The organism is Tenacibaculum sp. MAR_2010_89, from assembly GCF_900105985.1.
Taxonomy (GTDB): domain Bacteria; phylum Bacteroidota; class Bacteroidia; order Flavobacteriales; family Flavobacteriaceae; genus Polaribacter; species Polaribacter halocynthiae.
On sequence record NZ_FNUB01000005.1, the window covers coordinates 1,209,516 to 1,225,565 of the forward strand.

Annotated in this window: 1 protein-coding gene; it reads left to right on the forward strand. The window is 29.1% G+C overall.

The genetic code is table 11. The features are described from left to right. Position 1: 1 nt before the first annotated feature. Positions 2-15,913, forward strand: coding sequence for a non-ribosomal peptide synthetase (locus BLV71_RS08920; protein ID WP_093870210.1), 15,912 nt, complete (start codon positions 2-4; stop codon positions 15,911-15,913). Positions 15,914-16,050 lie beyond the last annotated feature (137 nt).

Sequence of the window (16,050 nt, forward strand, 5' to 3'; positions counted from 1 at the left end):
CATGAAAGATCAAAATAAATTTATAGATACTAAGGGGAGTGACTGTATTATTTTAGGACGTACAAACTTGAGTATTCAGTGTGCCAAAATATTGTTAGATTATGGTATAAATATTAAAGCTTTTATTACTCAGGATATCAATGTTCAAAAGTGGGCGAACTCAAAGAATATTATTGTTTATAATACACTTCAAGAGTATCATCAATTACTTAATAATAAAGTTGATTATGTTTTTTCAATTATTTATGGAGCAATTTTAAGAACTAAGGACATTGCTCTTGCTAAAAAAGAGGCTATTAACTATCACGATAGTTTACTGCCAAAATACGCAGGTGTCCATGCAACAAATTGGGCAATTATTAATGGTGAAAAAGAACATGGTGTTACATGGCATCGAATTGATTCGGGAATCGATACTGGTGATATTATTGAACAAAGAAAAGTATTAATAGATTCAACTGAAACCAGTTTTTCTTTAAACTTGAAATGTTCTGAAGCTAGTTTAGAGGCTTTTGCATTGATAGTTAAACAAATTGAGTTGAAAAGGCAGTTTAAATATCAGAAACAAGATATTGAAAAGCGTACTTATGTAGGACGATATAAACGTCCAGAGAATCATAGTTACCTAAGTTGGAATATGCAAGCTGAAAATATGGGGCGATATACTCGAGGACTTGATTTTGGTCCAACCGAACCGAATATTTTGGGAGTACCTAAGTGGAATTTAGATAAAAATACATTAGTTACAGGAAAATTCTCGATATTAGAAACAAGATCTGAGGAAAATCCAGGAACGATTTTAAAAGTATCAAATGCCCCTTTAACAATAAATATAGCTACGGCCACCAATGATGTAATGTTAACTAAAATTACTCTATTGGACGGACAAGAGATTCCGAAAGAAATCAAATCTTTTCTTAAAGTAGGACATAAAATAGAAGCTTTAAATATTGATAAATTAAAGACTTTAAAATTAGAAGAGAGTTCTCTAGTTTACAAAAACGAACAATTTTTCGAAAAGTATATTAGACAATTTGAGAGGACCAATTTGCCTATAAAAAGTATAAATTCAGAGTTGTTTTTAACTAAATATCCAGAAGATAAGGTTTTTAAACAAGCAATGAATCTATTGGATTTAACATTTGAAGAATTAATTTTTGGTTTAAAACTGTTGTACCTATCTCGCATTAATGGTCATGATATAGTTAATGTAGTGGTATATGTTCCTAAACATGATAATGAACAATGTTATTTAGAAAACAGATTACCATTTGTATATAAATTTAATAAAAGTAAAACTATAGGAGACCATCTTAGAGCTATTGCTAGTCAATACAGTAAGTTGCTTAAAAAGGGGTGTTATGCGAAAGATATTTTTGTAAGATACCCAAAGTTAGAAGGAAAGGATGTTTTTGTTAATCAGGCTATTGGTTTTAAGAATGATAAGGGGATTCAAGGAGCTAAAAATTCTGTTTTATTGGTAATTGATAACGAAAATCAATCTTATGAATGGCAATTCAATTCTGAAGATTTTTTGAATCAAGAAGTTAGAATGAATCAAAACTGGTTCAATGTTTTTTGTGCTAATTCATTAAATAATCTAGATGATTACGCCTCAAAAATTGATTATATTACTAAAGAAGAAAGACAATCTGTTCTTACTTTAGGAAAAGGTAAAGTAATCGATTATGAAAAAAAAGAATCTATTATAAATATTTTTTCATCTCAAGTAGAAAATACTCCAGATCAAATAGCATTAGTTTTCGAAGGAGAAAACTTAACGTATAGAGATTTAGATAAACGTTCAACTCAACTTGCAAGATATATCAATAAAAAAGTTGAAGAGCAATCATCATTGATTGGCCTTTGTATAGATAGGTCTATTGATATGATTGTAGGTATTCTAGGAATATTAAAATCAGGTAGAGGTTATGTTCCAATAGATGCTACGTATCCAATGAGTAGAATTAATCATATGATCGAAGATTCTGGTCTAGAATTAATAGTAACTCAAGCATCTTATTCAGAGTTGTTTACTAATGTTGAAAATATTTTATTAGATGAAGATAAAGATTTAATAGGAAATGAATCAACAAGAGAGCTTGTTTTGCCTTCTAATTCTAACAACCCAGCTTATGTTATTTATACTTCAGGAAGTACAGGGCAACCTAAAGGCGTTTTAGTAAATCATCAAAATGTTATTAAGTTAGTTAAGGAAACAGGTCCTATTTCAGTACAACCAACAGATAAAGTATTACAATGGTCAAATGTTGCTTTTGATGGTTCTGTGTTCGATATATTTTGTAGCTTGTTAAATGGAGCTACATTGTGTTTAATCGACAAAAGAACTTCTTCAGATGTAAAAGCTTTATCTAAAACTATAAAAGAAAATGAAATAAGTATAACTTTTCTTACTACTGCATTATTTAATGTATTTGTGGATACTGAAATTGAGGGGTTAGCACCTTTACGAAAGGTAGTTATAGGAGGAGAGAAAATTTCTATAAAGCATATTCAAAAGGCATATGATGTATTAGGACCAGGAAAAATGGTAAATGGTTATGGACCTACTGAAACAACCGTTTTTGCTATTAGTTATTCGTTTGACGAAAAGCCTGTTTATAATGTACCTATAGGGAAGCCATTAAATAATACTAAAGCATATGTTCTTGATGCTTCAGGTAATTTATGTGGTATTGGAATCACAGGAGAACTTCATATAGCAGGAGATGGAGTATCTATGGGATACCTTAATGATACAGAAAAAACAAATGCTAAGTTCGTAGATAGCCCATATGAAGTAGGGTCATATTTGTATAAAACAGGAGACTTAGTAAAATGGTTACCTGATGGAAATCTTGATTTTATAGGGAGAAAAGATAATCAGATAAAATTGAGGGGCTTTCGAATAGAATTATCAGAGATAGAGTTTCAATTAGATGCTATCGGTGAGATAAAGAATAGTGTTGTATTAATGAAAGAAATTGGAGGTAAAAAGTGTTTAGTAGCGTATTATAAGTCAAAAGAAACTATTGATACTTCAATGATGCGTGACTCTTTGTCTGAAAATCTGCCAGAATATATGTTACCTTCTTTTTATGTTCATTTAGAAGATTTTCCTCTTACATCTAATGGGAAAGTAAATCGAAAAGCACTTCCAGAGCCAACAGTAACTAGAGAAGAGGAATATATAGCACCAACTAATGAAATTGAGCATAGATTAGTTGCTATTTGGGCCGATGTATTGAATATAGATACCGAAGTAATAAGTATAAATAGTAATTTTTTTAATTGTGGAGGAGATTCATTAAACGTAATCTTTTTAAGTAATAAAATAAATAAGGAGTTTGGTGTAAAAGTTTCAGCTAGAGATATTATTGAGTACCCTACTATAAAATATATAAAAGATTTTATATCTAATTCTTCAATAGTAGATTATATATCAATTCCTGTAGCTGAAAATAGACCACATTATCCTTTATCTTCTTCTCAAAAAAGAATGTATTATTTATATGAATATAATAAAGATACTATAGAATATAATGTACCTACGGTTATCACTTTAAGTGGTGCTTTAGATATAGGAAGATTGAAATTTTCTTTCGAGCAGTTAATTAAACGACATGAAAGTTTACGAACTGTATTTGAGTTTAATGAAGGGGAATTAGTACAACGAATTTTATCAGACATACAATTTTCTATAAAAAAATTCGATAAAGAACAAAATATACAAGAAATTTTAAAAAGTTTTGTAAAACCTTTTGATTTAAGTAAATCTCCATTATTTAGAATAGGATTAACATCTGTTTCTGATGTAGAACATATTCTTATAATAGATACCCATCATATTATTTCTGATGGAATTACAAATTCTATACTAATAAAGAATTTTTTCTCATTTTATAATAAAGAAAGTTTACCTGAGCTTAGAATTCAATACAAAGACTTTGCGGTTTGGGAAGAAGGAGAAGAATATCAAAAGGAAGTAACTAAACATAAGAAATACTGGTTGAATAGGTTTTCTAAAGAAACTACAACGCTTGAATTACCTTATGACTATCCGAGACCTAAAAAATTCAATATTGAAGGTAAAAACCATGCAATAGAACTGGATAATAATTATGTTGAAAGTTTAAATAATATAGCAGATAAAGAGGGGGTTACTGTTTACTCTGTGTTTTTAGCAATATATAATCTATTATTACACAAGTTAACAAATCAAAAGGATATAGTAATTGGTACTGCAGTTTCAGGAAGATCTCATATTGATTTGGAAGCTATAACGGGAGTTTTTATCAATACATTAGCTATAAGAAACAATCTTGAAGAGAATTTAACTTTTAGTGAGTTTTTAAGAAAAGTACAAAAGAATAGTCAAGCTGATTTAGAGCATCAATTATATCCATACGAGGATTTAGTTGATAATTTGAATATAGAAAGAGTCGCAGATAGAAGCCCTTTATTTGACGTATTTCTAAGCTATCAGTCGATGAAAGATATTTCTTTCTCTAAAAACTCTGAGTTACAGGTAAAGTTGTTTGAAGATTTATTTTCTTTGGCAAAATTTGATTTAATATTCACGATACTAGACTTTAGAGATAGGTTTAAATTGAATTTTACATATAGAAATGAATTGTTTAAATCAGAAACGATTACTCGATTTATGTCTTATTTCGTAAATGTAATAGACCAAATATTGTTAGATGATACTATTTTAATCGAGGATATAAATGTTTTATCACAAGAGGAAGTAACTCAGCAAATAAATGAATTTAATGACACTGATGTTGTATATGAAAAAAAAGAATCTATTATAAATATTTTTTCATCTCAAGTAGAAAATACTCCAGATCAAATAGCATTAGTTTTCGAAGGAGAAAACTTAACGTATAGAGATTTAGATAAACGTTCAACTCAACTTGCAAGATATATCAATAAAAAAGTTGAAGAGCAATCATCATTGATTGGCCTTTGTATAGATAGGTCTATTGATATGATTGTAGGTATTCTAGGAATATTAAAATCAGGTAGAGGTTATGTTCCAATAGATGCTACGTATCCAATGAGTAGAATTAATCATATGATCGAAGATTCTGGTCTAGAATTAATAGTAACTCAAGCATCTTATTCAGAGTTGTTTACTAATGTTGAAAATATTTTATTAGATGAAGATAAAGATTTAATAGGAAATGAATCAACAAGAGAGCTTGTTTTGCCTTCTAATTCTAACAACCCAGCTTATGTTATTTATACTTCAGGAAGTACAGGGCAACCTAAAGGCGTTTTAGTAAATCATCAAAATGTTATTAAGTTAGTTAAGGAAACAGGTCCTATTTCAGTACAACCAACAGATAAAGTATTACAATGGTCAAATGTTGCTTTTGATGGTTCTGTGTTCGATATATTTTGTAGCTTGTTAAATGGAGCTACATTGTGTTTAATCGACAAAAGAACTTCTTCAGATGTAAAAGCTTTATCTAAAACTATAAAAGAAAATGAAATAAGTATAACTTTTCTTACTACTGCATTATTTAATGTATTTGTGGATACTGAAATTGAGGGGTTAGCACCTTTACGAAAGGTAGTTATAGGAGGAGAGAAAATTTCTATAAAGCATATTCAAAAGGCATATGATGTATTAGGACCAGGAAAAATGGTAAATGGTTATGGACCTACTGAAACAACCGTTTTTGCTATTAGTTATTCGTTTGACGAAAAGCCTGTTTATAATGTACCTATAGGGAAGCCATTAAATAATACTAAAGCATATGTTCTTGATGCTTCAGGTAATTTATGTGGTATTGGAATCACAGGAGAACTTCATATAGCAGGAGATGGAGTATCTATGGGATACCTTAATGATACAGAAAAAACAAATGCTAAGTTCGTAGATAGCCCATATGAAGTAGGGTCATATTTGTATAAAACAGGAGACTTAGTAAAATGGTTACCTGATGGAAATCTTGATTTTATAGGGAGAAAAGATAATCAGATAAAATTGAGGGGCTTTCGAATAGAATTATCAGAGATAGAGTTTCAATTAGATGCTATCGGTGAGATAAAGAATAGTGTTGTATTAATGAAAGAAATTGGAGGTAAAAAGTGTTTAGTAGCGTATTATAAGTCAAAAGAAACTATTGATACTTCAATGATGCGTGACTCTTTGTCTGAAAATCTGCCAGAATATATGTTACCTTCTTTTTATGTTCATTTAGAGGATTTTCCTCTTACATCTAATGGGAAAGTAAATCGAAAAGCACTTCCAGAGCCAACAGTAACTAGAGAAGAGGAATATATAGCACCAACTAATGAAATTGAGCATAGATTAGTTGCTATTTGGGCCGATGTATTAAATATAGATACCGAAGTAATAAGTATCAATAGTAATTTTTTTAATTGTGGAGGAGACTCTCTTAGGATGGTTTTTTTAGTTAATAAAATAAATAAGGAGTTTTCTGTTGTTATTTCTCCAAGAGATATTATTGAAAATCCTAGTATAGCAACTATTCAAAATCTTATTTCAAAGTCTTTAAAAATAGATCATATATCAATTCCTGTAGCTGAAAATAAACCACATTATCCTTTATCTTCTTCTCAAAAAAGAATGTATTATTTATATGAATACAATAAAGATACTATAGAATATAATGTACCTATGGTTGCCATTTTAAAGGGAACTTTAGATACAGAGAAATTGAGATTAGCTTTCGAGCAATTAATTAAACGACATGAAAGTTTACGAACTGTATTTGAGTTTAATGAAGGAGAATTAGTACAACGAATTTTATCAGATGTGCAATTCTCTATCTCTACTATAGAAAAAATAAAAAGTGTATATGAACTTTTAGACTGTTTTGTAAAACCTTTTAATTTAAATGAGTCTCCTTTATTTAGAATAGGATTAACATCTATTTCTGATGAAGAACACATTCTTATTATGGATACTCATCATATTATTTCTGATGGAATTACAAATTCTATACTAGCAAAAGAACTTTTCTTATTATATAGTCAAGAAGATTTACCTGAGCTTAGAATTCAATACAAAGACTTTGCGGTTTGGGAAGAAGGAGAAGAATATCAAAAGGAAGTAACTAAACATAAGAAATACTGGTTGAATAGGTTTTCTAAAGAAACTACAACGCTTGAATTACCTTATGACTATCCGAGACCTAAAAAATTCAATATAGAAGGTAAAAACCATGCAGTAGAACTGAACAATAATTATGTTGAAGGTTTGAAAAATATTTCTAAATCTGAAGGAGTTACTATATATACAGTGTTTTTAACTTTTTTCAATATACTATTATATAAATTAACAAATCAAAAGGATATAGTAATTGGTACTGCGGTTTCAGGAAGATCTCATGTTGATTTAGAAGATATAACAGGTTTTTTTGTAAACACATTAGCTTCAAGAAATAATATTGAAGGTAATTTCACTTTCAGAGATTTTTTATTGCAAACACAAAAGAATAATCTAGCAGACTTAGAGCATCAATTGTATCCTTATGAAAATTTAGTAGAAACGTTAAATATAGAAAGAGTCTCAGGTAGAAACCCTTTATTTGATGTAATATTAGGTTATCAACCAATCAATGATGTTTCATTACCTGAAAATTCAGAATTAGAAGTAGAACTGTTTGAGGATTTATTTTTTCAGGCAAAGTTTGATCTTTTATTTACAATATTAGATTTTAATAACAGATTTAAGTTAAATATAACCTATAGAGATGAGTTATTTAAATCAGAGACGATTACTCGTTTCATGTCTTATTTTTTAAATATTATAGATCAAGTATTGTTAGATAGTTCTGTTTTAATTAAGGATATAAATGTTTTATCACAAGAAGAAGTTGATCAACGATTGATTAGTTTTGATAAAACTGAGGTAGAATATGAAAGAGATGAAACTATTATAGAACTTTTTTTAACTCAAGTTAAAAATTATCCTAATAAAGTAGCATTAGTTTTTGAAGATGAAAAGATAACTTATAAAGAACTGGATGAACGCTCTAATAAGTTAGCGAGATATATCAATAAAGTTAATGTAAATAAGTCTTCATTAATTGGTCTTTGTTTAGATCGATCTACCGAAATGATTATTGGAATTTTGGCTATTTTAAAAACTGGAAGAGGTTATGTACCAATTGATACTTCATATTCGACCAACAAAATAATTAACGTGGTAGAAGATGCTAATTTGAATATTATACTTACTAATAAAGGGGAACTTAACTCTTTCGAAAATATAAATATAATCTTTTTAGATACTGAAAAAGATGAAATTAATATGCAATCTAGTGATACCGTTTTTCAAGAGGTTGGATTGATTGATATGGCTTGTGTTATTTATAAACCTGAAAATTTAGGCAACCTAAAAGGAGTGAAAGTAAATCATCAAAATGTGGTGAATCTTGTACAGGAAAAAGGAGCAACTAAAGTATTAACAGACGATCGTGTACTTCAGTGGTCAAATATAGCTTTTGAGGGTTCTATATTCGATATATTCAGTAGTTTACTTAATGGGGCTACACTATATTTAATTAATCAAAAAATTACTAGAGATATAGAAAAGCTTTCAGGTGTAATAAAAGATAATAAAATATCTGTAGCTTTTTTTACTACAGCGATTTTCAATGTTTTTGTAGATTCTAAAATAGAAGGGTTATTGACATTACGTAAATTGCTTTTTGGAGGAGAAAAGGCTTCTTTGAAGCATGTTCAAAAAGCATATGATATTTTAGGTTCTGGGAAGCTAATAAATTGTTATGGCTCTGTTGAAACTACGATTCATGCAACATATTATAATGTAGATGAAAGACCAGTTAGTAATGTGTTAATAGGTAAATCAGAAACGAATACTAAAACGTATGTGTTGAACTCAGATATGGGGTTAAGTGGTGTCGGTATTGTTGGTGAACTTTATATAGCTGGAGATAGTTTAAGTTTAGGTTACCTTAACGATAAAGAGAAGACAAGCATTAGCTTTGTAGAAAACCCATTTGAACCTGAATCATATATTTATAAGACAGGAGATCTGGTAAAGAGATTATCCAATGGTGGTTTAGAGTTTGTAGAAAGAAGAGGTAATCAGTTAAAATTACGAGGGCATATAATAGGGCTTTCAAATATTAAGTTTCATCTAAATACCCATAGTAAAATACTTAACAGTATTGTTTTGGTAAAAGAAACAAATGGAGTAAAAGAGTTAATAGCATATTATCAATCTGAAGAGCCAATAACGGTTTTAGATCTAAGTGAGTACTTACTTTCACTTCTACCAGATTATATGGTACCGTCTCATTATGTGTTTACAAAAGTATTTCCCCTAACATCTAATGGTAAAATTGACCATACAGCACTTCTAGATCTAGAAATTAATGAGAAAAAAGAAAAGAAAGAAATAAGAAGTAAAACAGAAAATAAACTGATTGAAATTTGGGCAGAAGTACTAAATTTAAGTTCAGAAACAATAGGTGTAAATAGTAACTTTTTTGAATTAGGAGGAGCTTCTCTTAAGATGATTTTTTTAATTAATAATATTAAAAATGAGTTTGGGGTGGATGTTCCATTAAAAGAAATATTAGTAAACCCTACTATTAAACAGATATGTAAGTTAATTAAAGAATCAGAGACAGTTAATTATTCGTCTATAACTCCTGTAAATAATAGAGAGTACTATCCTTTATCATCAACTCAAAAAAGAATGTTTTATGAGTATGAATATGATAAAGAATCGATAGCTTATAACGCTCCTGTTTTTCTCACTGTTAAAGGTTTTTTGGATGTTCATAAACTAGAAGGTGCTTTCACAAAACTAATTGAACGACATGAAAGTTTACGAACTGTATTTGATTTTGTTAAAGGAGATTTAAAACAAAAGGTACTTCAAGATTTTATGTTCTCTATTGATGTTTTTCAAAAGAGTGAAAATCCGAATAAAGTAATAAAGAATTTTATAAAACCATTTGATTTAAGTAAGTTACCTTTAATTCGAGTAGGTGTAATTAAAGTAGAAGAAAATGAAAATATTCTTGTAATTGATTGTCACCATATCATATCTGATGGAGTTTCAACAGGTATATTACTAAATGATTTGATAAATATATATGAAGGTAAAGAGTTAGCAGAACCAAAAATTCAATATAGAGATTATGTGATTTGGCAGTTATCGGATGATAGGCAAGAGATTCTAGATAAGAATAAAGAGTATTGGATTAATCAATTTGATGAATGGCCAGCTTCTCTTGAGTTACCAATTGATTATACCAAAGCTGAAGACACGAAAAAAGCAGGGAGACAAGTTCAATTATTTTTGGATAGTGAAAAAACGAAAAAATTAGAGAATTTAGCGAAAGAAGAGAATACAACTTTATTTATTGTATTGCTTACTGTTTATAATTTATTTTTAACTAAACTTAGTAATCAGGAAGAAATTGTAATAGGGTCTTCAGTTTCAGGAAGATCACATGTGGACTTAAATGGTGTTATAGGTGCCTTTATAAATTTATTGATTCTTAAAAATTATCCGAAGGGAGAAAAATCTTTTATAGGTTTTTTAAAGGAAGTAAGCCAAAAAACGATTGAAGCTTATGAACATCAAGAATATGCTTATGAAGATTTAGTTATGGCTTTAAAAAACAAAAGAGCAGATAGAAACTCTTTGTTTAATGTAATGTTTGAGTATGTGAAATCTTCTGAAATAGGTGTTTATAGTGATGTTGTATCTGTAGAAAAGTACAATTATGATTATGACGTAACTAAGTTCGATTTCACACTTAGAGTATTTGAATTGGAGGATGGTTTGGAAATAACTTTTGAGTATAATACCACTCTTTTCAAGGAAACTAGTATTGAGAGATTTAAAAAATATTTTGAAAAATTAATAGATGAAGCACTTTTAAACCCAAAGGCTAAGATTGAGAATATTACTATGCTTCCGAATGCTGAAGTAGATATGTTAACGAATACTTTTAATGATACGAAATTGTCTTTTGATACGAAAAGTAGTTTAGTTACAATACTTGAGGAAAATGTAGATTCTCACCCTAATCGTGTAGCAATTTCTTATCAAGGAGAAACATTAACATATAAAGAATTAGATGATAAATCAAATAGAGTAGCCAATTATTTAATGTCTGGAGGGGTAGCACCAAATGTGGTAGGATTACTTATTGATCGTTCTATAGATATGATTGTTGGTATGTGGGGAGCATTAAAAATAGGAGCTGGATATTTACCCTTAGATCCTAACCTTCCAGAGGAGCGTATACGTTATATGCTAAATCAGAGTAGAGCAACTTTTTTACTTACGCATGAAGAGCATTTAGAAGCTTATTCTGCTTATTTACCAGTACAATCTATTGATTCATTAGAGATATTTTCTCAAAGTGTTGAAAAAGTTGATTTTAATACAGAATCTTCGGATCTAGCCTATTGCATTTTTACTTCAGGTTCTACTGGGAAGCCTAAGGGGGTAATGATAAGTCATAGTAATGTAATTAATTTAGTAAGAGGCCTTGAAGAAAGAGTATATAAACCTTATCAGGATAAAGTATTAAGAGTAGCATTATTGGCATCTTATGCTTTTGATGCTTCAGTTCAACAAATTTTCGGAGCATTATTACAGGGGCATAGTCTTTATATAACGAGTGATGAAATAAGAAAAGATGGTGCTAAATTATTAGAGTTTTATAATAAAAATAAGATAGAAGTGACTGATGGAACACCAACGCATTTAAGATTGTTGGTAGATTCTTTGGAAAAGGATTCTAAGTTAGAAACTTTATCAAGCTGGTTAATAGCAGGAGAAACTTTATCAAAAGAGTTAGTAAGTAAATTTTATGCAAATTTAGGAGAACAAACTCAATTATATAATTTTTATGGGCCTACTGAAACTTGTGTTGATTCAACCTCATATAAAATTAACCCAAAAGAAATTGATAATTTAGTAAGTATTCCTATAGGAAAACCATTACCAAATGAACGTGTTTATGTTACTGACAATACAGGAAATATAGTTCCTGTTGGGGTGATGGGAGAACTTTGTATTGCAGGAGATGGATTAGCCCAAAGATATGTTGGAGATCAATTTCTTACAACAGAAAAGTTTAATACTGAATGGATATCTCAAGAGAATAGAGTGTATAGAACTGGTGACATAGTTAGGTGGTTACCTGATGGAAATTTAGAATTCCATGGGAGAAAAGATAATCAAGTTAAAGTAAGAGGGTATCGAATAGAGTTAGGAGAAATTGAAAAACAATTGAATGCACATTCAGAAATAAAGCATTCTGTAGTACTGGTTAAAGTATCTAAAGGAGAAAAACATATCGTTGCTTATTATCAGGCATCTGATAAAATGAAAATTTCTGAATTAAGGGAGTACTTGGGTAAATTTTTACCTGACTACATGATACCTAGCTATTATGTATATATAGAAGAATTTGAGCTTACAATAAATGGTAAGGTAGATTCTAGAGCTTTACCAGATTATAAAATTATACAAGATGATCAAAATATTATTGCCCCATCTAATAATATAGAACGAAGATTAGTATCGATTTATGCAGAAATACTTAGTCTTGATTCTAACATGGTTGGTAGAAATAGTAATTTTATTGAGTTGGGAGGACATTCTCTAAAAATGGTATTCTTATCAAATACTATTAAAAAGGATTTTTCAGTAAAAATTTCCTTAAAACAAATTATAGAAAACCCTACTATAAATAGATTAAGTAATTTAATATCTCAATCGGTAACCGTTAATCATTCTCAAATTCCAGTTTTTGAGTCTATGGAGTATTACCCATTATCCTCTTCTCAAAAGCGAATGTATTTTGCATATGAGTATAATAAAGAATCACTATCTTATAATGTTCCTACGGCAATTAAATTGAAAGGGGAATTAAATAAAGAAAGATTAGAAGAGTCTTTTGTTAAACTAATTAAACGTCATGATAGCTTAAGAACTGAATTTGTAACTATAGATGGTGAACTTTCTCAGCGAATTTTATCAGAAGCTAATTTTTCAATAAACTATTTAAATTATGAAGAAGATCTTGAAAGTATAGTTAAAGACTTTACGAAGCCTTTTGATTTAGGTATGGGACCAATATTTAGAGTAGGGATTGTTAGAGTAACTAACCAAGAACACTTATTAGTTATAGATTCTCATCATATTATTTCAGATGAAGTAACAATTAAGATCCTTTTAAAGGACCTTTTCTCTATTTATAATGGAGATAAACTTCCAGAACTTCGAATACAATATAAAGATTTTGTAATGTGGCAAAATCAAGATCAACAGCAGGAAGAAATTAGACAACATAAAAAGTATTGGTTAGATAAGTTTTCTAAAGAAGTACCAACTTTAGAATTACCTTATGATTATCCTAGAACATTTAAGAATACGGATGATGGAGGGAATTTATTAATTAAAATAGATGATAATAGAGTTGGACAATTAAAGAAGATAGCGCAGGAAGAAGGGTTAACATTGTATAATTTATTTTTATCAATGTATAATATTCTATTGTATAAATTATCCAATCAAAAAGATATAGTTATAGGTACTCCAGTTGCAGGAAGACCCCATCATGATTTGGAAAGTATAACTGGTGTTTTCATTAATACATTACCAATTAGAAATCAATTTAAGGGAGATATAACTTTTAAAGAGTTTGTTAAACAAGTTCAAAAAAGTAGTATTGCAGATCTTGATCATCAGTTATGTCCTTATGAAGATTTGGTAAATGAGCTTAATATAGAAAGAAGCTTAAATAGAAATCCATTATTTGATGTATGCTTTAACTTTATAAAGGAAGATTTAGGTATTATGAGTTTTTCAGGCCTTAATGTTGAACTTTATGATATAGAATATAATCAATCAAAGTTTGACCTTAACATGATAGTAGTTCAAAGAGAAGAAGATAGTTATATTCTTGTAGAGTATGCAAAACAGCTTTTTAAAGAGAGTACTATTGAAAGATTTATGAGTTATTTTGATAAAATAATGGAAACAGTTTGCGAAAATAAGACTGTGAAAATTGCAGATATTGAAATACTAGAAGAAAAAGAAAATCAATTATTAAATTCATTTAGTCCTATGGTTAATTCAAGTAAAGAAAACGATACAATAGTAAAAGTTTTTGAAAACCAAGTAAATAAAACTCCATTGGCAATAGCAATTAGGTATGGAGAAAAATCATATAATTATCAAGATTTAAATAAGAAAGCAAATCAATTAGCAAGAAGTTTACAACAAAATTTTGGAATTAGTAAAGGAGAAGTTGTAGGAGTTTTGTTTCCTAAGTCAGATGAAGCTATTGTATCTATTTTAGCAGTACTTAAATTAGGAGCCGCATATTTACCAATAGATACTAAATATCCATTAGAAAGAATAAATTATATTATTGAAAATAGTGGTTTAAGAGTTTTAATAAGCAACACTAAGGTTTTAGATAAAAAAGTGGTTGCAGATTGTGTTGTAAACTATGACTCATTAAATTATATAAATGAAGAACTAACTAATCTTAACACGAATATTATTTCTAATGATTTGGCTTATGTGATTTATACATCTGGTTCTACAGGAAAGCCAAAAGGGGTTATGATTGAACATGGAAGTAATGTAAACATGTCAACAGATATAGTAAAGCAGTTGAATGTAAATGATAGAGATACTATTTTGTGGTTTGCCTCAATAGCCTTTGATGCGTCTGTATATGAAATTATGATGGCATTATACAGTGGAGCTACATTAGTAATACCTGAAGATAAAGATATAAATGATATTACACGTTTTTGTAAGTTAGCTTCTGAAACTAATACTACAATTGTTACATTACCTCCAAGTTATTTAGAAACATTACCTCTTGATGAGTTAGATACATTGAGAATAATTACCACAGCTGGAGAAGCTGCAAATCCTAAAAAAGCAATTGAAGTTATTAAAACAGGGATTAGATATTTTAATGCTTATGGACCAACTGAATGTGCTGTTTGTACTTCAATTTATGAAGTGTTTAGAGGAGATGCAGGTTTAACTAACATCCCAATAGGGAAACCTATTGCAAATACTGAAATGGTTATTCTAGATAATGACTTAAAGCAAGTTCCTATAGGAGTAAAAGGTACGATATACATAGCAGGTAAGGGAGTAGCAAGAGGATATGTTAATAATGCCGAATTAACAAGTAAAAGCTTTGTTACTATTTCTTATAAAGGAATAGAAAAAAGATTTTATAATTCAGGAGATATAGGTGAATGGACTGAAAATGGTTTAATAATATTTCATGGAAGAAAAGATAATCAAGTTAAATTACGAGGTTATCGAATTGAACTTGGAGAAATTGAAGGAACATTATCAACTATAAAAGGAATTCGAAATAACCATGTTATTGTAAAAGATATAGAAGGGAATAAGGAATTAGTTGCTTTTTATATTGCTGAAGTGGGAATAAATGAGACCAAAATAGAAGATGAATTATTAAAATTAATTCCAGAGTATATGATTCCAAAATCTTGGGTGAAATTAGATGAGTTTCCTCTTACAATTAATGGTAAGATAGATACTAAGAAACTTCTTCAGTTAGAAATAAAGAGTGTATATGATTATGTTGCTCCATCTAATAATATTGAGAGGAAACTAACTGAAATTTGGGCTAAAACATTGAACATTGATGTGACTAAAGTTAGTGTATTAGATGATTTTTTTGATTATGGAGGAAATTCACTTCTAGCGATACAATTACTTACTGCAATTAATAAAAATTATGGAATTCAACTTGAATTGCAAGAAGTATTTAAGTTGAAAACTATACGAGGTTTATCAGAATTAATTGATCTTGAGGTATGGGTTAACGATGATGAGAAAAAGGATGTTGAATATAGCGAAACAGTTATATAATATTTGATAAAATGTCAAAGGTCATTTTACGTTCAAATTTTCTTATATATCAAATTAAAATGACCTATTTGACTTACTGCTAGTCTTCTGTTATAGAAGCTTCATAAAAGTTTACTTACAAATAAAAACATGACTAC

Coding starts and splice junctions, on each gene's coding strand:
- BLV71_RS08920 (WP_093870210.1), top strand. CDS start 2: ATGAAAGATCAAAATAAATTTATAGATACTAAGGGGAGTGACTGTATT.